The organism is Streptomyces sp. NPDC045470 (genome assembly GCF_040646595.1).
Lineage (GTDB): Bacteria > Actinomycetota > Actinomycetes > Streptomycetales > Streptomycetaceae > Streptomyces.
In genome coordinates this window covers 39,001-62,172 of record NZ_JBEZAN010000018.1, presented here as the reverse complement: position 1 = coordinate 62,172, position 23,172 = coordinate 39,001, and the positions used below count along the sequence as shown (strand labels likewise).

General features: G+C 71.5%; 19 protein-coding genes and 4 tRNA genes. 10 read left to right on the top strand and 13 right to left on the bottom strand.

Going from position 1 to position 23,172, the window contains the following annotated elements; translation table 11 throughout:
* Positions 1–240 precede the first annotated feature (240 nt).
* A complete protein-coding gene (locus tag AB0A97_RS33775; protein ID WP_361157267.1) occupies positions 241–1,719 on the top strand; it encodes a N,N-dimethylformamidase beta subunit family domain-containing protein in 1,479 nt (492 codons plus the stop codon).
* A gap of 55 nt (positions 1,720–1,774) precedes the next feature.
* Here AB0A97_RS33775 and AB0A97_RS33770 read toward each other — a convergent pair whose 3' ends face one another.
* A complete protein-coding gene (locus tag AB0A97_RS33770; RefSeq protein WP_361157265.1) occupies positions 1,775–2,695 on the bottom strand; it encodes a LysR family transcriptional regulator in 921 nt (306 codons plus the stop codon).
* A gap of 101 nt (positions 2,696–2,796) precedes the next feature.
* Here AB0A97_RS33770 and AB0A97_RS33765 point away from each other — a divergent pair, with 101 nt between their 5' ends.
* Positions 2,797–4,137: an MFS transporter gene (locus AB0A97_RS33765; RefSeq protein ID WP_361157262.1), complete on the top strand. Its 1,341-nt coding sequence runs from the start codon at positions 2,797–2,799 to the stop codon at positions 4,135–4,137.
* A gap of 113 nt (positions 4,138–4,250) precedes the next feature.
* Entirely contained in the window at positions 4,251–5,153 is a 903-nt protein-coding gene (locus AB0A97_RS33760) for a phosphoribosylaminoimidazolesuccinocarboxamide synthase (protein WP_361157260.1), read from the top strand.
* 138 nt (positions 5,154–5,291) lie between these two features.
* On the opposite strand, the gene AB0A97_RS33755 is transcribed toward AB0A97_RS33760, so the two are convergent.
* From AB0A97_RS33755 to AB0A97_RS33715, 9 genes are all read right to left on the bottom strand, one after another.
* Positions 5,292–5,364: transfer RNA gene (locus AB0A97_RS33755), tRNA-Gly, on the bottom strand.
* A gap of 34 nt (positions 5,365–5,398) precedes the next feature.
* Positions 5,399–6,139, bottom strand: a complete 741-nt coding sequence (locus AB0A97_RS33750; RefSeq protein ID WP_361157257.1) for a response regulator transcription factor — start codon at positions 6,137–6,139, stop codon at positions 5,399–5,401.
* A 102-nt stretch (positions 6,140–6,241) separates the two neighbouring features.
* Complete coding sequence (locus tag AB0A97_RS33745; protein ID WP_361157255.1) at positions 6,242–7,627, bottom strand: histidine kinase; 1,386 nt, start codon at positions 7,625–7,627, stop codon at positions 6,242–6,244.
* Entirely contained in the window at positions 7,609–8,436 is an 828-nt protein-coding gene (locus AB0A97_RS33740; protein WP_361157252.1) for an ABC transporter permease, read from the bottom strand. Before AB0A97_RS33740 ends, AB0A97_RS33745 begins: the two co-directional genes overlap by 19 nt.
* Positions 8,433–9,407, bottom strand: a complete 975-nt coding sequence (locus AB0A97_RS33735; protein ID WP_361157249.1) for an ABC transporter ATP-binding protein — start codon at positions 9,405–9,407, stop codon at positions 8,433–8,435. Before AB0A97_RS33735 ends, AB0A97_RS33740 begins: the two co-directional genes overlap by 4 nt.
* A 205-nt stretch (positions 9,408–9,612) precedes the next feature.
* Positions 9,613–9,685: transfer RNA gene (locus AB0A97_RS33730), tRNA-Gly, on the bottom strand.
* A 75-nt stretch (positions 9,686–9,760) separates the two neighbouring features.
* Positions 9,761–9,832 (bottom strand) — tRNA-Gly (locus tag AB0A97_RS33725).
* 45 nt (positions 9,833–9,877) lie between these two features.
* Positions 9,878–9,949 (bottom strand) — tRNA-Gly (locus AB0A97_RS33720).
* A gap of 291 nt (positions 9,950–10,240) precedes the next feature.
* Positions 10,241–10,561 (bottom strand): Lsr2 family protein, encoded by a 321-nt coding sequence (locus tag AB0A97_RS33715; protein WP_361157246.1) that lies wholly within the window; start codon positions 10,559–10,561, stop codon positions 10,241–10,243.
* A gap of 300 nt (positions 10,562–10,861) precedes the next feature.
* Here AB0A97_RS33715 and purS point away from each other — a divergent pair, with 300 nt between their 5' ends.
* From purS to purL, 3 genes are read left to right on the top strand one after another with little or no spacing between them, the layout of a single operon-like run.
* Positions 10,862–11,119 carry a phosphoribosylformylglycinamidine synthase subunit PurS gene (purS, locus tag AB0A97_RS33710; protein WP_361157243.1) on the top strand — a complete coding sequence of 86 codons (258 nt, stop codon included), beginning with the start codon at positions 10,862–10,864 and terminating at the stop codon, positions 11,117–11,119.
* Entirely contained in the window at positions 11,116–11,820 is a 705-nt protein-coding gene (gene purQ / locus AB0A97_RS33705; RefSeq protein ID WP_361157240.1) for a phosphoribosylformylglycinamidine synthase subunit PurQ, read from the top strand. The genes purS and purQ overlap by 4 nt, the downstream gene beginning before the upstream one ends.
* The gene (gene purL / locus AB0A97_RS33700; RefSeq protein WP_361157237.1) at positions 11,817–14,090 is read left to right on the top strand and encodes a phosphoribosylformylglycinamidine synthase subunit PurL; all 2,274 of its coding nucleotides are present in this window, start codon (positions 11,817–11,819) and stop codon (positions 14,088–14,090) included. Before purQ ends, purL begins: the two co-directional genes overlap by 4 nt.
* A gap of 310 nt (positions 14,091–14,400) precedes the next feature.
* Here purL and AB0A97_RS33695 read toward each other — a convergent pair whose 3' ends face one another.
* Complete coding sequence (locus AB0A97_RS33695; protein ID WP_361157234.1) at positions 14,401–15,876, bottom strand: MFS transporter; 1,476 nt, start codon at positions 15,874–15,876, stop codon at positions 14,401–14,403.
* 228 nt (positions 15,877–16,104) lie between these two features.
* On the opposite strand from AB0A97_RS33695, the gene AB0A97_RS33690 reads away from it, so the two are divergent.
* The 4 genes from AB0A97_RS33690 (at position 16,105) to purM (ending at position 20,861) form a co-directional block, all read left to right on the top strand.
* A complete protein-coding gene (locus tag AB0A97_RS33690) occupies positions 16,105–16,752 on the top strand; it encodes a TetR family transcriptional regulator (protein WP_361157230.1) in 648 nt (215 codons plus the stop codon).
* A 10-nt stretch (positions 16,753–16,762) separates the two neighbouring features.
* On the top strand, positions 16,763–17,569 hold the full coding sequence (locus AB0A97_RS33685) for a sterol carrier family protein (protein ID WP_361157228.1): 807 nt from the start codon (positions 16,763–16,765) through the stop codon (positions 17,567–17,569).
* A gap of 605 nt (positions 17,570–18,174) precedes the next feature.
* Positions 18,175–19,734, top strand: coding sequence for an amidophosphoribosyltransferase (purF, locus tag AB0A97_RS33680; RefSeq protein WP_361157225.1), 1,560 nt, complete (start codon positions 18,175–18,177; stop codon positions 19,732–19,734).
* 32 nt (positions 19,735–19,766) lie between these two features.
* The gene (gene purM, locus AB0A97_RS33675) at positions 19,767–20,861 is read left to right on the top strand and encodes a phosphoribosylformylglycinamidine cyclo-ligase (protein ID WP_361157223.1); all 1,095 of its coding nucleotides are present in this window, start codon (positions 19,767–19,769) and stop codon (positions 20,859–20,861) included.
* Between the two features lie 110 nt (positions 20,862–20,971).
* Here purM and AB0A97_RS33670 read toward each other — a convergent pair whose 3' ends face one another.
* Together AB0A97_RS33670 and AB0A97_RS33665 are read right to left on the bottom strand one after the other, a co-directional pair.
* Positions 20,972–21,232, bottom strand: a complete 261-nt coding sequence (locus AB0A97_RS33670) for a DUF3073 domain-containing protein (protein ID WP_125055478.1) — start codon at positions 21,230–21,232, stop codon at positions 20,972–20,974.
* 564 nt (positions 21,233–21,796) lie between these two features.
* Positions 21,797–22,915, bottom strand: a complete 1,119-nt coding sequence (locus tag AB0A97_RS33665) for a Glu/Leu/Phe/Val dehydrogenase dimerization domain-containing protein (RefSeq protein WP_361157220.1) — start codon at positions 22,913–22,915, stop codon at positions 21,797–21,799.
* Positions 22,916–23,172 lie beyond the last annotated feature (257 nt).

Genomic DNA, 23,172 nt, shown 5'->3' with positions numbered 1-23,172 from the left:
GAAGGAGCCGAGTGCGCCTGTTGTCGGCACCCACCGGGCATCACCCGCACGACCGGGCTGAATGTTCCCCTCCAGTTCGCCGTTCATGGCCGGAACCCTTGCGAATTCACGACGAAGGGTGACGGAGCAAGTGCGTAATGTGATGTGCTGGGGTCGGCCCCAGTCGTTCAATCGAGCACGACATCTGAGTGCCGCGGCGGCCTGCTCAGTCGGCGGGGGGACGCAGGGAGGGGAGTACGAATGGGGACGGAGCAGATCCGGCGCTGGGAGTCGGGAGCACTCGCGCACGCGGTCACGGATCCGTTCGGACAGGGCCCGTTGCCCTGGCTGCGCGGCAGCGAGAACTACTTCGACTCCGGTCAGGTGGTCCCCTGGTACGTCGACCCGGCGGTGGCCCCCGGCGAGAAGCGCCTGCCCTCGCCCCGCTCCAGCGCAGGACCCCGTACGGCCGACGACGTACGGCAGCAGATCAAGGGCTTCGTGAGCACCGGCGCGGTCGCCCCCGGCGAGGCCATCGACTTCCGCGTCTCGGTCGATCCGCCGCAGCCCTTCAGCATCGACATCTACCGCATCGGCCACTACGCGGGCACCGGCGCCGCCAAGATCACGACCAGCCCCCGGCTGGCCGGCATCGTGCAGCCCGCACCGCTCGCCGCCGACCGGACGGTCTCCTGCCACCACTGGTGGCTGTCCTGGCGCCTCCAGGTTCCCACGTACTGGAAGCTGGGCGCCTACGTCGCCGTCCTGACCACCGCCGACGGCCACCGCAGCCACGTCCCCTTCACGGTCCGCGACGCGCACCCCGCCGATCTCCTGCTGCTCCTGCCCGACATCACCTGGCAGGCCTACAACCTCTACCCGGAGGACGGCCGCACCGGCGCCAGCCTCTACCACGCCTGGGACGCGGACGGCGCGCTGCTCGGCGAGCCGGACGCCGCCACCACCGTCTCCTTCGACCGCCCGTACGCGGGCGCCGGCCTGCCCCTGCACGTCGGCCACGCCTACGACTTCATCCGCTGGGCCGAGCGCTACGGCTACGACCTCGCCTACGCCGACGCCCGCGACCTGCACGCCGGGCTGGTCGACCCGTCCCGCTACCGCGGCCTGGTCTTCCCCGGCCACGACGAGTACTGGTCCCAGCCGATGCGGCGGACCGCCGAACTGGCCCGCGACAGCGGCACCTCGCTGGTCTTCCTGTCCGCCAACACCATGTACTGGCAGGTCGAACTGGCCCCCTCGCCCGCCGGACCGGACTCGCTGCTCAGCTGCCGGAAACGACAGGGCCCCGGGCGGCCCGCCCTCTGGCGCGAGGCCGGAGACCCGGAACAGCAACTGATGGGCATCCAGTACGCGGGCCGGGTGCCGGAGCCCGCGCCGCTGGTCGTCCGCAACGCCGACCACTGGATGTGGGAGGCGACCGGCGCCCACGAGGGCGACGAACTGCCGGGCCTCGTCGCCGGCGAGGCGGACCGATACTTCCCGCGCACACCACTGCCCGAGCACAGCCACCGCATCCTGCTGGCGCACTCCCCGTACGAGGACGGCGAGGGCACCCGCCGCCATCAGGAGACGTCGCTGTACCGGGCTCTCAGCGGCGCCCTGGTCTTCGCGTCCGGCACCTTCGCCTGGTCACCGGCGCTGGACCGCCCCGGCCACGTCGACGAACGCGTGCAGCGCGCCACGGCCAACCTGCTCGACCGCATCTGCAAGCGGGACTGAAGCGGGACGGAAGTGGGGGAGCAGCGGGGAGCGGGGGCTTCGGGGTGTTCCGCCGCTACCGCGCGGCGAACGCCCCCAGCTCCCGGGCCAGCGCCACCGTCAGCGCCCGGAAGATCCGTACCTCGGGGTTGGGGTCGCCCGCCCGCGTCGCCAGCACGCTGTGCGCGCACGGCGCGTCCAGCACCGGCACGTACACCGTCCCGGGCCACGGGTAGTAGCGGGCGAAGGACTTCAGTCCGGAACCCGCGCCGCGGCCCGCCGCGACGCTCGTCAGCACGTCGTGCGGGGTCAGCGCGCAGTCCGGGGCGCGGCGCTCGCCCTCGTCGAAGTACAGGTAGTCGGTGAACGGCCGCGGGGTGTGCCGGGGCAGCCGCAGGTACGGCAGGTCGATGATGTCCGCGACCCGTACGCCCGTCGCCGCCGCGTCCGCGAGTTGCGACGCCGCCGAGACGGCGACGATCCGCTGCTCGGTGGTCAAGATGTCCACCTCGATGTCCTCGCTCCGGATCGCGGGCCGTACGAACGCGACGTCCACCCGGTCCTCGCGCAGCGCGCTGCAGTGCTCCGTGAACGTCAGCTGGACGAGCTGGAGCGGGACGTCCGGGCGGGCCCGGCGGAAGGCGTTGACGGCCGCCGGGGTGACCTCGGCCGAACCGTGGCCCATCACCCCCACCCGCAGCCCGCGCGCGGCCAGGGACGACGCGGCCGAAGCGCGCTGCGCCGCCTCGGTCACGTCCTCCACGGCGGCGTTCGCGGCGGCCAGCAGCGTACGGGCGTGGGAGGCCAGCCGCCGGCCGGCGGCGGTCGGCCGCACGGGACCGTTGCCGCGGTCCAGCAGCCGGGTGCCGAGCTCGCGCTCCAGCTGCTGCACATGCTGGGTGACCGCGGCGGGTGAGAGGAAGAGCCGCGACGCGGCCCGCCCGAAGTGTCCTTCCTCGACCACCGCCAAGAAGGAAGACAGGCGTCGCAGGTCCATGAGTGCCACGATAAAACGATCCGGCACCCGGTCGCGGCGGTCGTTCACGATTCCTGAACGGAGGCGGCGCGCGGGGCCTCCGGCCTCGTACAACGGCTCTCATGAGCACGTCCGCCGCCGAGCCCCGCACCGAGCCCCGTTCTGATGGCCGTACCGATCCTCGTACCGATTGCCGTACCGACTCCCGTACCGGTCCCCGCACCGACTCCCACCACCGCCACTGGCTGCGCGCCGGCTGGATGATGACCGCCTCCGGCTGGAGCGCCAACCAGTTCTCCGCCCTCCTCGGCGCCTACCGCGACGACCTGGGCCTGACCACGGCCACCACCACCGCCCTCTTCGCGGTGTACGTCCTCGGCCTGATCCCCGGGCTGCTGCTGGGCGGCCCGCTCGCCGACCGGCGCGGCCGCCGCCCCGTCGTCTTCACCGCGCTCGCCACCGCCGCCGTGGCGACCTGCCTGCTGATGGCGGGTCCGGCCGCCGCCTGGCTGCTGTGGCCGGGCCGCTTCCTGACCGGCCTCGGCGCGGGCGCCCTGCTCACCGCGGGCAGCGTGTGGATCAAGGAACTCTCGTCCGCCCCGTACGACCCGGCCACCGCACCCGGCACGGCGGCCCGCCGCTCCGGGCTCTTCCTCTCCGCGGGCTTCGCCTCCGGCGGGCTGGCCGCCGCACTGATCGCCCAGTGGGCACCGCACCCGATGATCACGGCGTACGTCCCGCACCTGGTGCTGTCGGCGGTGGCCGCGGTGGCGGCCGCCCGGGCGCCGGAGACGGGCCGGGCGGCCGAGGCCGCGCACCGTCCGGCCGCCGAGGAGACACAGTCCGCCGCCGGCGAGGCCCGGCCCGCCGCCCATGGGACGTCCGAAGCCCACGGGACGTCCGCCGCCCCCTTCCGGCGGCTGGTCGCCCCGGTGGCTCCCTGGGTGTTCGCCGCCCCCACCATCGCCTTCGTGACCCTGCCCGGACTCGTCGGCGCCCGCCTCGACGGCTGGCAGACCGTGTACGCGGGCGTCGCCACCGCCGTGACCCCGGGCGCCGGGCTCCTCGTCGCGCCCCTCGCCCGCCGGCTCGCCGCCCGGCACCGCCTCGCCACCGCGGCCGCCGGACTGGTGGCCGTCGCACTCGGCCTCCTCGTCGCCGCCGGCGCCGTCGCGGCCGGGCAGCCCGCCGTGGCGCTGATCGCCGCGGTGGTGCTCGGCGGCGGATACGGGCTGTGCGTGGCGTACGGGCTCACCGAGGTCGCCGCCCTGGCGCCGCCGCACCGGCTGGCCCGCCTCACCGCACGCTTCTGGACCCTCGCCTACCTGGGCTTCTTCGCCCCGTACGTGATCACCCTGGTCGGCGCGGCGGTGTCGCCGCCGGTCATCCTCACGGTCGCCGCGGCGCTGGCCCTGCTGACGCTGGGCGGGGTCGGCCGTGCGGCACGCCGGGACGGGGTGTGACCCGGACCTGGTCCGGACCTGCCCCGCACCTGACCGGACCCTGCGCCGCCGTTCCCACCCCGCATACGGGAGAATCGGCAGGAGGGGCCTGGATCAACCTACGCGGAGGCAGCGTGTCCGGTTTTGTAGAAAAGCCCGAGGCCGTGGAGGTACCGGGGCTCACCCACCTCCACACCGGCAAGGTGCGCGACCTCTACCAGAACGCCGACGGCGACCTGGTCATGGTCGCCAGTGACCGTATGTCCGCCTACGACTGGGTGCTGCCCACCGAGATCCCCGACAAGGGACGGGTGCTGACCCAGTTGTCGCTGTGGTGGTTCGACCAGCTCGCCGACCTGGTCCCCCATCACGTGCTCTCCACGGACCTGCCCCCCGGCGCCCCGGCGGACTGGGAAGGCCGTACGACGGTCTGCACCTCCCTCGCGATGGTCCCCGTCGAGTGCGTCGCCCGCGGCTACCTCACCGGCTCCGGCCTCGCCGAGTACCAGCAGACCCGTACGGTGTGCGGGCTGGCGCTGCCGGAGGGGCTGGCCGACGGCTCGGAACTACCCGGACCGATCTTCACCCCCGCCACCAAGGCCGCCGTCGGCGAGCACGACGAGAACGTCCCGTACGAGGAGGTCGCCCGCCAGGTCGGCGCCGAGGTCGCCGCCCAGCTCCGGCAGACCACCCTCGCCGTGTACGGGCGCGCCCGCGACATCGCCCGCGAACGCGGCATCGTCCTGGCCGACACCAAGTTCGAGTTCGGTTTCGACGGGGAGCGGCGGCTGACGCTGGCGGACGAGGTCCTCACCCCGGACTCCTCGCGCTTCTGGCCCGCGGACGAATGGCAGCCGGGCCGGGCCCAGCCCTCCTTCGACAAGCAGTACGTCCGCGACTGGCTCACCTCGCCCGCCTCCGGCTGGGACCGCAAGAGCGAGCAGCCGCCTCCGCCGCTGCCGCAGGAGACGGTCGAGCAGACCCGCGCCAAGTACATCGAGGCGTACGAGCGGCTCACCGGGCTGCCCTGGTCGTGACACCGGGGACGGAGCGACGCCGGTCGCCGGTCGGGAAGCGGCGACCGGCGTCACTCCCCGCCCGCAGGTGAGGGCCCCGTACGCAAAAGGCCCCGTACGCAAAAGGCCCCGGTCGCGATGACCGGGGCCTTTTCCCTGAGCGGACGACGAGGCTCGAACTCGCGACCTCAACCTTGGCAAGGTTGCGCTCTACCAACTGAGCTACGTCCGCCTGCCCCGCGCTCAGCGGCGCGGTGCGGGCTCCACTATAGCCAACCTCGGGCGCGGGCGATGCGCGCTGCCGCGTGCCGGTTCTCCGCGCACAGTTTCGCGGCGGCCGAGGACAGGTAGTTGCGCACCGTTCCCGGCGACAGCGCGGCCCGCTGAGCGATCTCCGCGATGGGCGCGCCGTTCTCCGCGTACTCCAGCACCTCCGCCTCCCGTACGGTCAGCGGCGAGTCCCCGGCGCTGATCGCGTCGGCCGCCAACTCCGGGTCGACGTAACGGTTTCCGGCGTGCACCGTGCGGATGACCTCGGCCAGCCGCTGGGCCGAGACGGTCTTGGGGACGAACCCCTTGACCCCCGCCTCCAGAGCCCGCTTCAGATGGCCGGGACGCCCGTGACTGGTCACGATCATGGTCCGGCAGCCGGGCAGCCGGGTGCGCAGGGATGTGGCCACCGCCACACCGTCCATCCCCGGCATCTGAAGATCCAGTACGGCGATGTCGGGACGCTGGGCCAGCGCCATCGCCAGGGCCTCCGGCCCCGAAGCGGCCTCCGCCACCACCTGGAGATCGTCTTCCAGGGCCAGCAGCGCCGCCAGGGCTCCCCGGATCAGATGCTCGTCGTCGGCGAGCAGCACCCGCAGCGGCGCCGGGGCCCCGGCCGTATCCGGATTCCCGGTGACATCCGGAGCCCCAGCCGCACCCGGAACCCGCTCCGGAGCCGCGTCCGGCCCCCGCCCCTCGGCCCGCTGCGCTTCCACCATGCTCTCCGCTTCTCTCACGTCGTTCCGTCCCTGCGCCGGGGCTTCCGGCGGCATCCGATGGCCTGCGGGCCCCACGCCCGGCCTGTCCCCGCGCCTCCCCCCCCCGCGTCCCGGTGGCGCCTACCCTTGCGCCCCGGCAACCCGCCCGTCCGCGGTGGTCTCCGGCCCGTACCCCTGCGGCTCATCCTTCTCCAGCGGTACGTGAGCCCGCAGCCAGAAGCGCCCGTCCGGCCGGGGACCGACGGTCAGGGTGCCGCCGAGGGCGGCGAGCCGTTCCCGCAGTCCGGCTATGCCGCTCCCGCCGCCGCGGCGCACGGCATCCTCCACCACGCCGTCGTTCTCCATCGTGAACACCACCGCAGGTCCGGTCCGTGCCGTCGTGGCCGCCCGCCCGGCGCCGTCCGGACCGTCACCCGTCACCCGCAGCGTCATCCAGCAGGTGACCGCGTCGGCGTGCCGCAGCACATTGGTGGTGCCCTCCCGTACGACCCAGGCCAGCACCGACTGCATCTGCTGCGGTACCCCGGCGCTGTCCTCCTGGTCGATGAGGCACTCCACCCCGGCCGCCTGGAGCACGGCCCGGGCCCCCGCCAGCTCCACCTCCAGGTCGGCCTCCCGATAGGCGCGCACCACGTCCCGTACCTCCCGCTGGGAGTTCTGGGCCAGCTGCTGGACCTCCGCCATCTGGCCGGCGGCCTCCGGGCGCCCCTTGAGCGCGAGCCGTTCCGCCAGCTCGCTCTTGAGCGCGATCACGGCCAGGTTCCGGCCGACCACGTCGTGCATGTCGCGCGCGAACCGCAGCCGCTCCTCGGTGACGGCCAGCCGGGCCTGGTCGCCCTTGGCCTCGTCCAGCTCCCGCATCGCGGCGAGGATCCAGGCCCAGCTGCGGCACGTCAGCGCGGCGAAGCCCGCGGAGAAGGCGAAGGTGGGCGGCAGCCCTCCTGCGTACTTCAGCGGGACGCCCACGAGGGCCAGGGCCCCCACGGCGACCACCGAGACCACGAGGCACACCAGGGCCTGCCAGCGCTTCTTGACGACCAGGGAGAGGAGGGACCCGGCGGGCAGGGTGGGGAACAACATCGCCGTGCAGTAGACCGCCACCCGCAACGGCAGGGTGACGGCGACCGTTGTCAGCAGGCCCACCGACACGGCCGACAGCACCCCGGACACGGCGATCAGCAGCCACGGCGCGGGAGTGCCGTACACATAGTGCGACAGTCCGCGCCGGACACCGGGAACGTAGATGCCGCACTGCACCAGCCCCAGGACCACGGTCGCCACGAGCAGCGGCGGCACCCGGTGCGTCTCGGCCGCCGCGGCGACCAGGGGCCCCGCGAGCCAGCCGAGGAACAGCAGCCACGGTGTGACGTACAGCGTCCACCGCGCCCACAAGTACACCTGCGCGACCCTGCCGCGCCCCCGCAACTTGCGCAGTTGCCCGTGGATCACCGGCTCCGCACCCCCGTCGTCCCCATCGCTGTACATCGTCAGTGCCGTGGCTCCCAACGGAACCACCGTCGTACAGCAAACACCGCGAGACCGGCCCAGACCAACGCGATGACCAGCCGCTTCAGCGTTTCGGTGAGGTCGCCCTCGCCGAGCCAGCCGTCCCGGACCAGCCCCATCACCGGGGAGAGCGGCAGCAGCTCCAGGATGTTGGCGATCTTGTCGGGCAGGATGTCCAGCGGCAGGATCATGCCGGAGCCGCCCATCGAGACGAAGACGAACGGCATCGTCGTCAGCTGCGCCGCCTCGGCGCTCTTGGTGATGCCCGTGGAGGCGGCGGCCATCGCCACCGCGATCAGCATGCCCAGGGCCACCCCCAGCACGACCAGGTGCGGGGAGCGGGGCGCGCCCGCGTCCAGCACCATTGAGCCGAGGATCGCCAGCAGGACGATCTGCGCCAGCCCGAGGAGCACCGCCGGCAGCGCCGAGCCGGCCAGGATCTCCCGGTCCGACAGCTCACCGCAGCGCAGCCGCTTGAGCACCAGCTCCTCGCGCCGCGTCACCAGCGACCCGGTGACGGACGAGTACACCGCGAAGAGCAGCACGAAGCCGATGGTCCCCGGCAGCAGCACCGTGCCGACCGACAGGCCGTTGGCCTGCAACGGCATCTCGGAGACCGCCTGCCGCATGGCGAAGGCCATGATCAGCGGCATCAGCAGCGTCATGAACAGCGCGGTCTTGTTACGGCCCAGAAGGATCAGTTCGGCGCGGAACAGGGCGGTCAGCCGCTCCCGCGTTCCCCTACGGGCGGTCGCCCCGGCGCCCGTACCGGGCTCCTGCTCGACGGCCTTGACGTCGGCGACGCTCACTTGTCCTCCAAACCCTTGGCGATCCGCAGGAACGCCTCTTCCAGCGATGCCGAGCGGGCGTCCAGCCCCCGCAGCTCGACGCCCTCGTCCCGTGCCCAGAGCAGCAGGCCGGTCGCGGCCCGCTGCAGGTCGGACGTCTGCAGCCGCAGGGTCCGGCCCACCGTCTCGTGTCCGTCGACGCCCAGCGCCGCCAGCGGCGGCAGGTCGCCCGGCGTGTAGCCGGGGGGCAGTTCGAAGGAGATCTGCGCGGGGTGGGTGGCCACCACGTCCGCGACGGTGCCGGCCGTCGCGATCCGGCCCTGGTGCATGATCGCGAGGCGGTCGGCCAGCTCCTGGGCCTCTTCCAGGTAGTGCGTGGTCAGCACGACCGTCGTGCCGCCCGCCCGCAGCTCGCGGATCAACTCCCAGGTCGTGTGGCGGGCTTCGGTGTCCAGGCCGGTGGTCGGCTCGTCCAGGAAGAGCACCTCGGGCCGGCCCAGCGTCGCCGTGGCCAGGTCCAGCCGCCGCCGCTCACCGCCGGAGAGCTGCTTGACCCGTACGTCCTTGCGCTTGGTCATGCCGACCGCGGCCAGCGCCTCGCCGACCGGCCGGGCGCCGGTGGTGGCCCCGGCCCACATCCGTACGGTCTCCTCCACGGTCAACTCCGCGGGGAAGCCGCCCTCCTGGAGCATCGCGCCGACCCGCGGCCGGACCTTCGCGCGCTCCGTGTACGGATTGTGGCCCAGCACCCGCACCGTCCCGCCGGTCGGCGCGGCCAGTCCCTCCAGGATTTCGAGGGTGGAGGTCTTGCCCGCCCCGTTCGTCCCCAGCAGGGCGAACAGCTCGCCGCGGTCGACGGAGAAGTCGATGCCCCGTACCGCTTCGAAGGACGTGGTGTCCTTCTTGTTCTTCCGGCCGCCCCCGGACGGCCCGTACCGCCTGCGCAGGCCCGTGACGTCGATCACGCACCCGCTCGTGTCCCCGATGTTCATGCTTCAAGGCTCCCGCCGGAATCCGGCTCCGGGCAGTGCGGCTTGTCATCACCGCAGATGACAAATGTCAGGAGGGGCGGGGGCGGGGGAGCCGGAGGGCAGGGAGGGGCCCGGTACCGAGGCGGGGGTCGAGGTGGGCCGGGGCGAGGTCCGGTGCGGGAGAAGACAAAAGACCCCGGTCGCGATGACCGGGGTCTTTTTCCTGAGCGGACGACGAGGCTCGAACTCGCGACCTCAACCTTGGCAAGGTTGCGCTCTACCAACTGAGCTACGTCCGCAGGCATCCGACCGGCTTTCACCGGGCGGCGCGACAGCTACTCTACCTGATCCACTGGAGTGGTCGGTACTGTCGGAGCGGGTGACAGGGATTGCACACTGCGCCTCCCCCTTGGAAAGGGGGCGCTCTACTACTGAGCTACACCCGCATGACCACCATCAATCGGTCCGTACGGACTTCTTGATGCTGTCAGAGCGGGTGACAGGGATCGCACACTGCGCCTCCCTCTTGGAAAGAGGGCGCTCTACTACTGAGCTACACCCGCATGACTCCTCGGGATCCGGCCTTTCGGCCTCGCCCCTCGGCGTGCTCCAGACTCTAGCTGATCAACGGGGGTGCTGTGCAACTCCGCTGCGGGACAGCCGGAACCGGCCGCGGCCGCCCCCGTCTTCGCTCCTCGCCTCCGCGTCCGTCCCCGGCCCGTGCGTCCCCACTCCGTGCATCCCCAGTCCGACTGTCCCCGGTCCGTGCGCTCCCACTCCGCCCGGCTGCGGACCGGCGGCCGGACGGAGGCGGGGGCGGGTGGCGGTGTGTGGGGGAAGGCGGGCCTTCCGGGTCAGTTGTTGGCCGCGTCGAAAGCCTCGTAGATCTTCTTCGGGATCCGGCCGCGCGGGGGCACGTCCATGTGGTGGGAGCGGGCCCAGGCGCGCACGGCGGAGGGGTCCGGGGTCACCGAGGTGTGGTGGTACGCCTTGCCGGACTTCGACCGCTTGCGGCCGGCCTCCACGAACGGTGCGAGGGTGCCGCGCAGTTTCTTCGCATTGGCGGGATTGAGGTCGATCTCGTACCACTTCCCGTCCAAACCGAAGGTGACCGTCTCTGCGGCTTCTCCGCCTTCGATGTCATCGGAGAGCGTGACTACTACGCGCTGCGCCACGGATATCGGTCCTTTCGAGCAGCAACCCCGCCTTGACATGGGGGGACGCTGCAGATCCGGCTGATTGGGATCAATGCATTTTCATTTGTACAGCGGCGGGCATTGCATGGTGAAGCCCAGTTAATTTCCTCAGCGTGTCCGTCCGCAATGCGGACCCTAGGTCTTTTCTGAGATTTTCCCCACCGCTTACCGCGGCCGACGCCGTACCGTGACCGCGCCGTCACGATATCTATGCGCGTAGATTTTCGAACACGGTACTGTGATGGCACCGCCTTACGCACCACACCATCGGGAGTGCCAGTGGCACGCGTCGTAGTCGACGTCATGCTCAAGCCGGAGATCCTCGACCCGCAGGGCCAGGCGGTGCAGCGCGCACTGCCACGCCTGGGATTCGAGGGGATCGGCGACGTCCGTCAGGGCAAGCGATTCGAACTTGAGGTGGAGGGCCCGGTCGACGACGCCGCCCTCGCCCGTATCCACGAGATGGCCGAGACCTTCCTGGCCAACACCGTCATCGAAGACTTCACCGTCCATGTCGAAGACCGGCCCGGATCATGACGGCACGCATCGGAGTCATCACCTTCCCGGGCACGCTCGACGACCGTGACACCCAGCGCGCCATCCGGCTCGCCGGGGCCGAGGCGGTGCCGCTGTGGCACCGCGACAAGGACCTCAAGCAGGTCGACGCCGTGGTGCTGCCCGGTGGCTTCTCCTACGGCGACTACCTGCGGGCCGGCGCCATCTCCCGCTTCTCGCCGGTCATGGAGACCGTGATCGAACAGGCCAGGGGCGGCCTGCCGGTCCTGGGCATCTGCAACGGCTTCCAGGTCCTGACCGAGACGCACCTGCTGCCCGGCGCGATGCTGCGCAACGACAGCCTGCACTTCGTCTGCCGCGACCAGAAGCTGCGGGTGGAGAACGCGGACACCGCCTGGACCACCGACTACACCGCCGGCCAGGAGATCTCCGTACCGCTGAAGAACATCGACGGCCGGTACGTCGCCGACGAGCGCACGCTCGACATGCTGGAGGCTGAGGGCCGGGTCGCCTTCCGCTACCTGACCGAGGGCGACACCGCCGACGGGTACGGCAACCCCAACGGCTCGCTGCGCGACATCGCCGGCGTCACCAACGAGGCGGGCAACGTCGTCGGCCTCATGCCGCATCCCGAGCACGCCGTCGAGCCGCTGATCGGCACCGGCCGTACGGACGGCCTCGGATTCTTCACCTCGATCCTGAAGAAATTGGTCAACGCATGACGCTCGACACGGTCAAGCACGCAGCCGAGACGCCGGACACCGACCAGCCGTGGGCCGAACTCGGCCTGAAGCAGGACGAGTACGAGCGCGTCCGCGAGATCCTCGGCCGCCGCCCCACCGGCGCCGAACTCGCCATGTACTCCGTCATGTGGTCCGAGCACTGCTCCTACAAGAGCAGCAAGGTCCACCTGAAGCAGTTCGGCCAGAAGGTTCCCGAGAACGACGCGATGCTCGTCGGCATCGGCGAGAACGCGGGCGTCGTCGACGTCGGCCAGGGTTACGCCGTCACCTTCAAGGTCGAGTCGCACAACCACCCGTCCTACGTGGAGCCCTACCAGGGCGCGGCCACCGGCGTCGGCGGCATCGTCCGCGACATCATCGCCATGGGCGCCCGCCCGGTCGCCGTCGTGGACCCGCTGCGCTTCGGCGCCGCCGACCACCCCGACACCAAGCGCGTCCTGCCGGGCGTCGTCGCGGGCATCGGCGGCTACGGCAACTGCCTGGGCCTGCCCAACATCGGCGGCGAGGTCGTCTTCGACTCCTGCTACCAGGGCAACCCGCTGGTCAACGCCGGTGCCATCGGTGTGATGCGGCACGAGGACATCCACCTCGCCAAGGCGTCCGGCGCCGGCAACAAGGTCATCCTCTACGGCGCCAGGACCGGCGGCGACGGCATCGGCGGGGCCTCCATCCTGGCCTCCGAGACCTTCGACACTGCGCCGGACAGCGCCGACGGCACGGGCAAGCCGTCCAAGCGCCCCGCCGTCCAGGTCGGCGACCCCTTCCAGGAGAAGCTGCTCATCGAGTGCACCCTGGAGGCGTTCGCCGAGAAGCTCGTCGTCGGTATCCAGGACCTCGGCGCGGCCGGACTGTCCTGCGCCACCAGCGAGCTGGCCTCGAACGGCTCCGGCGGTATGCGGGTGGAGCTGGACGACGTACCGCTGCGCGACTCGACGCTCTCGCCCGAGGAGATCCTCATGAGCGAGTCGCAGGAGCGGATGTGCGCCGTCGTGGAGCCGGCGAAGGTCGAACGGTTCCTGGCGATCTGCGAGAAGTGGGACGTCACCGCCACCGTCATCGGCGAGGTCACCGACGGCGACCGGCTGGAGATCTTCTGGCACGGCGAGAAGATCGTCGATGTCGACCCGAAGACCGTCGCCCATGAAGGCCCGGTCTACGAGCGCCCGTACGCGCGCCCCGCGTGGCAGGACGCCCTCCAGGCCGACGACGCGGGCAAGCTGGCGCGGCCGCAGACCGGCGCGGAGCTGCGCGAGCAGGTCCTGAAGCTGGTCGCCTCGCCCAACCAGGCGTCCAAGTCCTGGATCACCAGCCAGTACGACCACTTCGTGCAGGGCGGCACCGTGCTGGCCCAGCCGGAGGACGCCGGCATGATCCGGATCGACGAGACGACCGGGCTGGGCGTGGCCATCGCCACCGACGGCAACGGTCGCTACGCCAAGCTCGACCCGTACCACGGCGCGCAGTTGGCGCTGGCCGAGTCGTACCGCAACGTCGCGGCGACCGGCGCCAAGCCGCTGGCGATCTCCGACTGCCTGAACTTCGGCTCGCCCGAGGACCCGGCGGTCATGTGGCAGTTCTCCGAGGCCGTCCGCGGTCTCGCCGACGGCTGCCTGGAGCTCGGTACGCCCGTCACCGGCGGCAACGTCTCGCTCTACAACCAGACCGGCGAGGCCGCCATCCACCCGACCCCCGTGGTCGCGGTGCTCGGCGTCATCGACGACGTCAGCCGTCGCACGCCGGTCGCCTTCGCCGACGAGGGCCATCTCGTCTACCTCCTCGGTGACACCGAGGACGAGCTGGGCGGTTCGGCCTGGTCCCAGGTCGTCCACGACCACCTGGGCGGCCTGCCGCCGCGGGTGGACCTCGCCCGCGAGAAGCTGCTGGCCGAGATCCTGATCTCGGCCTCCCGCGACGGCATGGTCGACGCGGCGCACGACCTCTCCGACGGCGGCCTGATCCAGGCCCTCGTCGAGTCGTGCCTGCGCGGCGGCAAGGGCGCCCGGATCGTCGTCCCCGACGGAGTGGACCCCTTCGTCCTCCTCTTCTCGGAGTCGGCGGGCCGCGCGATCGTCGCGGTCCCGCGCAGCGAGGAGCTGCGCTTCACCGACATGTGCGGTGCGCGCGGCCTCCCGGCCACCCGCATCGGTGTGGTCGACGGTGACGCGATCGACGTACAGGGCCAGTTCACCCTGCCGCTGAGCGACCTCCGCGCAGCGCACGAGGCGACCATCCCGTCCCTGTTCGGCTGACCCGGCCGGAGGGCGCCGTACCGGGCGCCGTCCGCCCGCACGGTGGCCCGTCCCTTCCGGGGCGGGCCACTGTCGTAGGCCCTGCCGGTTCCGGCCTCCGCAGCGGCAGATCCTCTGCCTCTTCCCTCCCTCCCCGCCCCCTCCCTCCCCGCCCCCTCTCTGCCCCCTCCCTCTCTGTCCTCTCTGCCCCTCTTGCCCCCTGGCTCCCCGTCCGAGCCATTCGCCCTCCTTGGGGCCCCTCCCCGAGCCACTTGCCCTCCTTGGGCCCTCGTCCCCGCCCCACTCACCCCCCGGGCCCCGTTTCTCCGTCCTACTCGCTCCCGGCTGCCGTCTTCGCCGGCTCCCCGGCCGCATCTCCTCCCCGTATGCGGAGCGCCAGGAGCGCTGCCAGTACCAGTACGGCGGTCGAGCAGAGGAAGACGACGGATATGGAGGAGCCGAAGGCGTCCACCGCGCGGGCGTGGGCCTCGCCCTTCAGGGCCGGTATGGCGCTGGTGGAACCGCCGGGGCCGCGGTCGGCGTAGACGCGGGCCAGCACCGTTCCGAAGAAGGCCACGCCCAGCGAGCTGCCGAGGGTCTGGAAGAAGCGGATGCCGGTCGTCGCCACCCCGAGCTGGTGGCGCGGCGCGGCCTGCTGCGCCAGCACGATCAGTTGCCCGAGCGTCTGGCCGAACCCGGCACCCAGCAGGAAGAGTTCGGCCCGTACGCTCCACAGGCCGGTGTCTGCGCCGTTCGTCGAGAGCAGCAGCGCGGCCACGGCGGCGCAGGCCGCACCGCTGACCACGGAACGCTTCTCCGACCAGCCGCGGGCGCCGAGCCGGCCCGTCATCAGGCCCGAACCGGCGATGCCGAGCGCCACCGGGATCATGAACAGGCTGGCCGAGGTGGGATCGATGCCGCGCACCAGTTGGAGATAGATCATCACGTACACCAGCGAGCCCGTCAGGGCCACGCCGACCAGGCCCTGGACGGCGAAGGCGGCACGCAGCGTACGGATACGGAACATCGTCAGCGGGAGCAGGGGTTCGGCGGCGGTGGCCTGCCGCCACAGGAACAGCGCGAGCAGCGCCACGGCCCCGCCGGCCAGGCCGAGTGTCACCGGGGAGCCCCAGGGGTGCTCCCGGCCGCCCCACTCCGTCACCAGCAGCAGCGCCGTCGAGAACGCGGCCGCCAGCGCGGCTCCGACGAAGTCGATGCGTCGCCGCTCGCCGTGGCGGGGGAGTCTGAGGACGAGTGCCGACACGACGAGCACGACCAGGCCGATCGGCAGGTTGACGTAGAAGATCCAGCGCCAGTCCGCGTGTTCGGCGAGCAGTCCGCCGACGACCGGTCCCAGGGCCATGCCGGCCCCCGCGACCAGCCCGCCCAGTCCGGCTCCCTTGCCGGCGCCGTGCTTTCCCGCCCCTCTGAGCTGGGCGATGACGACCATCGTGACGCTCATCAGCCCGCCGCCGCCCAGGCCCTGCACCGCGCGGAAGGCGATCAGCTGGTCCATGTCCTGCGCGGCCCCGCACAGCGCCGAGCCGAGCAGGAAGGTGGCGACGGCGCCGAGGAAGACCCGCTTCGCGCCGAGGGAGTCGCAGAGCTTGCCGTACAGGGGCAGCGCGGCGGTGGCGGCGAGCGAGAACGCGCTGACGAGCCAGGGGATGCGGTCGATGCCGTGCAGCGGGTCCAGTCCGCGGACGATCGGGACGGTCGCGGCCGAGACGATGTTCTGGTCGAGGACGGCGAGCAGCATCGTGGCGAGACAGACGAAGAAGCCGACCTTGCGCCGGGCCGACGTCATACCGCCGGACCCGTCGGCCCCGTGTCTGTCGCCGCCGATGGCTCGGTTTTCGTCGGCTCGGTTTCTGTCGGCGCCGGACCTGTCGCCGCCGGTGGCGACGCCGGCCGGCGAGGTCCGCGAAGGGTGCGGAGGAGCGGTGGAAGCGTTCATGGCAGCACCATGCCCGCCAAGCATGGACCGAGTCAATGTTTTGCCCGGTATTATTTTTTGCCCTGGTACAGTGGCGGCATGGCCGAGGAGCTGGGACTGCGCGAGCGCAAGAAACTGCAGACGGAGCGACGGGTGCGGCGGACCGCCGTCGAACTGTTCCTGGAGCGGGGCTTCGAGAAGGTCTCCGTCCAAGAGATCGCCGCTGCCGCCGAGGTCTCCAAGATGACCGTCTTCAACTACTACGGCTCCAAGGAGGACCTGGTCCTCAAGCCGATGGAGCACCACGCCGGAGACGCGGCCCACGCCGTCCACACCCGCGCGCCGGGGGAGTCGGCGGTCGCGGCCGTCTGCCGCCAGTTCGTCGAGCTGCTGGAGCTGCGGGACCCCTCCGTCGGCCTGTGCGACCAGCCGGAGGTGCTCAGCATCCGCCGCCTGATCGTGGAGACACCGGACCTGCTGCTTCGCGCGTACGCCAACCGGATGCACGGCCTCCAGCAGCTCGCCGAGGTGCTGGAGGCGGAGTCCGGCGGCGACCGGATGGAGGCCCAGGTCGTCGCGGGCCAGCTGATGGCCGCCCGTAACGCGCTCATCAACGAGAACCACCGCAGGCTGCTGGCCGGCGAGTCCGCCGACGCGGTGTATCCGGACGCGGTGGCCGCCGCCCACCGGGCTTTCGGCCTGGTGGAACAGGGGTTGGGGGACTACGCGACGCGCCCCGCCGAGTAGCCTCGACGCCATGCCCAGTGCCCGCAAGCCGTCCGGCCGAGCCCGCGCCCGCAGTTACGACTCCGCCAAGACCCGCGCCGCCGTCATCGCGCAGTTCGGACACGTACGGTCCGCCGTGGAGCGCCTGACGCCCGAGCAGTTCGCGCTGCCCACCCGGCTGGGGGACTGGACGGTCCGCGAACTGGTCGCCCATCTGGCCATGGCGGTGGAACAGGTCCCGGCGGCGCTCGCGCAGCCCGCGCCGCCCGCCCAGGAAGTCACCCTGGCCACCTGGCCGTCCGTGACGCGCGCGCTGGCCGCGAAGGTCGACGCGAACGCCCGCGACACGGCGGCCGGCGGCGAGCCCGCGGCCCTCCTGGACCATGCCGCCGCCCGGTATGCCGAAGCGGTCCCGATGGCCCCCGACGACCGGCTGCTGGCGGTCCGTGTCGGCGCGATGCGCCTGGCCGACTTCCTGGTGGTGCGCTGCGTCGAACTGGTCGTGCACACCGACGACCTGGCCGCCGCCACCGGCCTGGACATCCCGTTCGACCGCCAGGCCCTGGCCACCGCCACCCGGGTGCTCGCCGACGCGCTGGCCGTCAAGGCGCCCGGCGGCTCCGTCGAGGTACGGGTGCCGCCGTTCGCCGTCGTCCAGTGCGTCGAGGGCCCCCGGCACACCAGGGGCACGCCGCCGAACGTCGTCGAGACCGACCCGCTGACCTGGCTCCGCCTGGCCACCGGGCGTACGGACTGGCCCGCGGCGCTCGAAACGGCCGCCGTGAGCGCCAGCGGCGAACGGGCCGATCTCGCGCCGTACTTGCCTCTCATGGGATGAGCCCCGGGGAGCCGCTCGCCGCGCAGCGGACGACCCGCCGGGTCCGTACCGTCCAGCGGGCAGGCGCGGTGCCGATCCGTGGGCCGTGGCGCAGGCCGCGGTCTTCGGCGTCACCCTTGGTGACGTTGCCTTCGCGAACGTCGCACTCCCCGGCCGTCGTTCCGCGAGGAGATGGACAGGCGCGGGACGGAGACGCGACGAGCCGGGGCCGAAAAGCCCGGAATTCTCCGGAACGTTCGCCGTGCCGCGTCCCCCGGACGGTGGAGTGGCGCATCTCACCCCGCCCCTCGGTCCGGGCTGCGAGGGAAGCGGAACGGCACCCGCCGGATCCGTACCGGAACCGGCCGGACCTCGCGTGACGAGAAGGTGAAGACGAACGCGGGGCAAAGCGGCACGCAGCCCCGCCGCACGCGGCGACAGATGGCACCGGCGGCGCGCCCGGAATCGACGTGGCGGCGCTGCGCCAAGGGCCGTAGGGAGCGTGATCCCGTCCGCGAGTACGTGCTCACGTCAAGCACTCGCCCACCTGGAGCAGGCCCCCCGGACCCGGCCCCGGTTCGATCCCCGGTTCGGATGAATCGCGGACCTGCCCTAGACTCAGTGCTGTGCCACGTGGTGACGGACGACTCAGCCACGACCTGCTCCCCGGCGAGAAGGGCCCCCAGGACGCATGTGGCGTCTTCGGTGTCTGGGCTCCGGGTGAAGAGGTCGCCAAACTCACCTATTTCGGGCTGTATGCCCTGCAGCACCGCGGTCAGGAGTCCGCGGGCATCGCAGTGAGCAACGGCTCCCAAATCCTCGTATTCAAGGACATGGGCCTGGTTTCCCAGGTCTTCGACGAGACATCCCTCGGTTCCCTCCAGGGCCACATCGCCGTGGGCCACGCCCGCTACTCCACCACCGGCGCCTCGGTGTGGGAGAACGCCCAGCCGACGTTCCGCGCGACCGCGCACGGCTCGATCGCCCTGGGTCACAACGGCAACCTGGTCAACACCGCCGAACTCGCCGAGATGGTCGCCGCACTGCCCCGTGAGGGCGGCCGCGCGACCCAGGTCGCGGCGACCAACGACACCGACCTGGTGACGGCCCTGCTGGCCGGCCAGGTCGACGAGGACGGCAAGCCGCTGACCGTCGAGGAGGCCGCGCCGCGCGTCCTGCCCAAGGTCTCGGGTGCCTTCTCGCTGTGCTTCATGGACGAGCACACCCTGTACGCGGCCCGTGACCCGCAGGGCATCCGCCCGCTGGTCCTCGGCCGCCTGGAGCGCGGCTGGGTGGTGGCCTCCGAGACGGCCGCCCTGGACATCTGCGGCGCCAGCTTCATCCGCGAGATCGAGCCGGGCGAGCTGATCGCCGTCGACGAGAACGGCCTGCGCAGCTCCCGCTTCGCCGAGACCAAGCCCAAGGGCTGTGTCTTCGAGTACGTCTACCTGGCCCGCCCCGACACCGACATCGCGGGCCGCAACGTGTACCTCTCCCGGGTGGAGATGGGCCGCAAGCTGGCCGCCGAGGCACCCGCCGAGGCCGACCTCGTCATAGCGACCCCGGAGTCCGGCACGCCGGCCGCGGTCGGCTACGCCGAGGCCAGCGGCATCCCGTACGGCGTCGGCCTGGTCAAGAACTCCTACGTCGGCCGGACCTTCATCCAGCCCTCGCAGACCATCCGGCAGCTCGGCATCCGGCTCAAGCTCAACCCGCTCAAGGAAGTCATCCGCGGCAAGCGGCTGGTGGTCGTCGACGACTCGATCGTCCGCGGCAACACCCAGCGCGCCCTGGTCCGGATGCTCCGCGAGGCCGGTGCCGCCGAGGTCCACATCCGGATCTCCTCGCCGCCGATCAAGTGGCCGTGCTTCTACGGTATCGACTTCGCCACCCGCGCCGAGCTGATCGCCAACGGACTGACCGTGGACGAGATCGGTACGTCGCTGGGCGCCGACTCGCTGGCGTACATCTCGATCGACGGCATGATCGAGTCGACGACGATCGCCAAGCCGGACCTGTGCCGCGCGTGCTTCGACGGCCAGTACCCGGTCGACCTCCCCGACCCGGAGCTGCTGGGCAAGCACCTCCTGGAGGCGGAGACCGCGGGCCAGGCCAAGCCGGACCTGGACGGCGTCGGGACGCTGACGGCCGGGGTCGGCGGCGCCGACGCGCTGCGCCGCCCGTAGAGCTCGTACACACCGACAGGAAAGATCTCACCGTGTCTGCCGAGTCTTTTGAGCGTGCCCAGCACGCGGGCACCAGCGCCAGCTACGCAGCAGCGGGCGTGGACATCGAAGCGGGCGACCGCGCCGTCGACCTGATGAAGCAGTGGGTCAAGAAGGCCACCCGCCCCGAGGTCGTCGGCGGCCTCGGCGGGTTCGCCGGCCTCTTCGACGCCTCGGCCCTCAAGCGCTACGAGCGGCCGCTGCTCGCCTCGGCCACCGACGGCGTCGGCACCAAGGTCGACATCGCCCGCCGGATGGGCGTGTACGACACGATCGGCCACGACCTGGTCGGCATGGTCGTGGACGACCTGGTCGTCTGCGGCGCCGAGCCGCTGTTCATGACCGACTACATCTGCGTCGGCAAGGTCTACCCGGAGCGGGTCGCGGCGATCGTCAAGGGCATCGCCGAGGGCTGTGTGCTGGCCGGCTGCGCGCTGGTCGGCGGCGAGACCGCGGAGCACCCGGGGCTGCTCGGGGCCGACGACTTCGACGTCGCGGGCGCCGGCACGGGTGTCGTCGAGGCGGACCGGGTGCTGGGCGCGGATCTTATCCGTACGGGTGACATCGTCATCGCGATGGAGTCCTCCGGTCTTCACTCGAACGGGTACTCACTCGTCCGCCACGTGCTGTTCGACCGCGCGGGGATGTCGCTGGACCAGCGGATCGAGGAGTTCGGCCGGACGCTCGGCGAGGAACTGCTGGAGCCCACGAAGATCTACTCGCTGGACTGCCTGGCGCTCACCCGTACGGCCGAGGTGCACGCCTTCTCGCACATCACCGGCGGCGGCCTGGCCAACAACCTGGCCCGGGTGATCCCGGACGGCCTGCACGCCACGGTCGACCGGTCCACCTGGACCCCGGACCCGATCTTCGACCTGGTCGGCAAGGCCGGCGACGTCGAGCGGCTGGAGCTGGAGAAGACCCTGAACATGGGCGTCGGCATGATGGCCGTCGTGCCGCAGGAGTCGGTGGACGTGGCGCTGGCCACCCTCGCGGACCGCGGCGTGGACGCCTGGGTCAGCGGCGAGATCGTCGAGCGTGGTGACCACACCGAGGCAGTGACCCTGACCGGTGACTACTCCGCCTGACCCGGCCGCCCGCAGGGCAGCACAGAACCCGGTCCGAGGTGACTACCCCGGACCGGGTCCGTGGAACTGCTGTGCACACCGTGCACGTACGACAGAAGAGACGTCGTACGTCAGGCGCGACGACGCTGCTGGGACGAGTTGCCCTCGTCCTCGTCATCGTCGTCTCGGTTGTAAAGGTCGGCGTACCGCGCGTACGGGTCGTCGTCCTCGTCATCCTCGAACGGCTCGCCGTTCGGCGGCTGCTGCGATGCCGGCTGTTGCGGCGATGCACCCAGCTCTTCGGCCAGGCGTGAGAGATCAGTCCCACCGCTGTTGTACTTCAGCTGGCGGGCGACCTTCGTCTGCTTGGCCTTGGCCCGGCCGCGCCCCATGGCTCGACCCCCTCAACGACGGGGCTCGACGGCCCCAGAGTCTTGACACGCGTTCATGATTCAGAGCGGACTCTCGACGGAGAGACCGGCCCGTAGGGCTTTAACGGTACCTGCTTCCGCGGCCATACGGTACGTCGCCCGCATCACCGACCGCTCGGCACGACCGGCAGGACGCCCCGTCCCCGCTGGTCAGCTGCGATTTTAACCTGTCCCGTCCGGCGACCCGCCGACGGGTGGTGAGGGATGTCTCCTTCACCACCCGTGATCCCTTACGCAGCGTTCAGAGATCGTTACGCGAGCGTTCCGCAGGCCATTTCCGTACCCACCGTGACGGCGGCCGGTACGGTCCGTGACCGGCGCGGCGTCCGCAGGGGTGTACGGGCCCGCTCGGGGCCTCCCGTGTGCGTGATCGGATCGCGATCGGCTTCGGTCGGACCCGAGCATTCTTAGACATTGAGGAGCAGGAACGGTCGCGAATTCGCTCCGCGACCGGCTGGAAAAATGGCCTGAACCGTTCGGTCCCGGCCCGGCCGGCCCCGCCGCCGGACGGCGGCACCGGGTGCGTCAGGCCCGCCGGGCGTCCGCCATCCGCTGCTCGGCCAGCCGGTCCGCCGCCGCGGCGGGCGGAATGCCGTCCTCCTTCGCACGAGCGAATATCGCCAGCGTGGTGTCGAAGATCTTCGCCGCCTTGGTCTTGCAGCGGTCGAAGTCGAAGCCGTGCAGCTCGTCGGCCACCTGGATGACGCCGCCGGCGTTCACCACGTAGTCCGGCGCGTAGAGGACGCCGCGGTCGGAGAGGTCCTTCTCGACGCCGGGGTGCGCCAACTGGTTGTTGGCCGCGCCGCAGACCACCTTCGCGGTCAGCGCCGGCACGGACTCGTCGTTCAGCGCGCCGCCGAGGGCGCACGGCGCGTACACGTCCAGGCCCGGCGTACGGATCAGCGACCCGGTGTCCGGCGCCACCTGCACCTGAGGGTGCCGGCCGCGGATGCGCTCGATCGGTTCGGCACGCACATCCGTGATCACGACCTCCGCGCCGTCCTGGAGCAGGTGTTCGACGAGGTGGTGGCCCACCTTGCCGACGCCCGCGACGCCGACTTTGCGGCCGCGCAGCGTCGGGTCGCCCCACAGGTGCTGCGCCGAGGCGCGCATGCCCTGGAAGACACCGAAGGCGGTCAGGACGGAGGAGTCGCCGGCGCCGCCGTTCTCGGGGGAGCGGCCGGTGGTCCACCGGTTGGTGCGGGCGACGACGTCCATGTCCGCCACGTACGTGCCGACGTCGCACGCGGTCACGTAGCGACCGCCGAGGGAAGCCACGAACCGGCCGTATGCCAGCAGGAGTTCCTCGGTCTTGATCAGTTCGGGGTCGCCGATGATCACGGCCTTGCCACCGCCGTGGTCGAGACCGGCGAGGGCGTTCTTGTACGACATGCCACGGGAGAGATTCAGGGCGTCCAGCACGGCCTCCTCCTCGGAGGCGTACGCGTGGAAGCGGGTGCCGCCGAGGGCCGGGCCCAGGGCGGTGTCGTGGATGGCGATGACGGCCCGCAGGCCACTGGCGCGGTCCTGGCAGAGGACGACTTGTTCGTGGCCACCCTGATCGGAACGGAACAGGGTGTGCAGCACGCCCCCGTCAACGCTGACGGAGGAGGGACGTACGTCGGTCACGGTGGTGACTCCCATAAGTCGCGGAGGGCGCCTTCCGACGGCTCCCTATGGCTTGTGGCAGGAGGAGAGCCGGAGGGCCGGTCGGGAAGAGAGTAAGACCTGAGGGGCGCGCTGATCGGTGCAGTGCGGAGGATCACCCTCTCCTGAGGGACGGACGTGGGACGATTTGCCGTATCCCGAGCCGGGTGGCGCGAGCCAACTCCCGGTGCTTTGCACCTGTTTGCCATTCTTTGCGGTAGTTCTGCGGACGTCACGTTGTAGGAGACAAAGGA

Coding starts and splice junctions, on each gene's coding strand:
- AB0A97_RS33775 (WP_361157267.1), top strand. CDS start 241: ATGGGGACGGAGCAGATCCGGCGCTGGGAGTCGGGAGCACTCGCGCAC.
- AB0A97_RS33770 (WP_361157265.1), bottom strand. CDS start 2,695: ATGGACCTGCGACGCCTGTCTTCCTTCTTGGCGGTGGTCGAGGAAGGA.
- AB0A97_RS33765 (WP_361157262.1), top strand. CDS start 2,797: ATGAGCACGTCCGCCGCCGAGCCCCGCACCGAGCCCCGTTCTGATGGC.
- AB0A97_RS33735 (WP_361157249.1), bottom strand. CDS start 9,407: ATGAACATCGGGGACACGAGCGGGTGCGTGATCGACGTCACGGGCCTG.
- purQ (WP_361157240.1), top strand. CDS start 11,116: ATGACGGCACGCATCGGAGTCATCACCTTCCCGGGCACGCTCGACGAC.
- purL (WP_361157237.1), top strand. CDS start 11,817: ATGACGCTCGACACGGTCAAGCACGCAGCCGAGACGCCGGACACCGAC.
- AB0A97_RS33695 (WP_361157234.1), bottom strand. CDS start 15,876: ATGACGTCGGCCCGGCGCAAGGTCGGCTTCTTCGTCTGTCTCGCCACG.
- AB0A97_RS33690 (WP_361157230.1), top strand. CDS start 16,105: ATGGCCGAGGAGCTGGGACTGCGCGAGCGCAAGAAACTGCAGACGGAG.
- AB0A97_RS33685 (WP_361157228.1), top strand. CDS start 16,763: ATGCCCAGTGCCCGCAAGCCGTCCGGCCGAGCCCGCGCCCGCAGTTAC.
- AB0A97_RS33670 (WP_125055478.1), bottom strand. CDS start 21,232: ATGGGGCGCGGCCGGGCCAAGGCCAAGCAGACGAAGGTCGCCCGCCAG.
- AB0A97_RS33665 (WP_361157220.1), bottom strand. CDS start 22,915: ATGGGAGTCACCACCGTGACCGACGTACGTCCCTCCTCCGTCAGCGTT.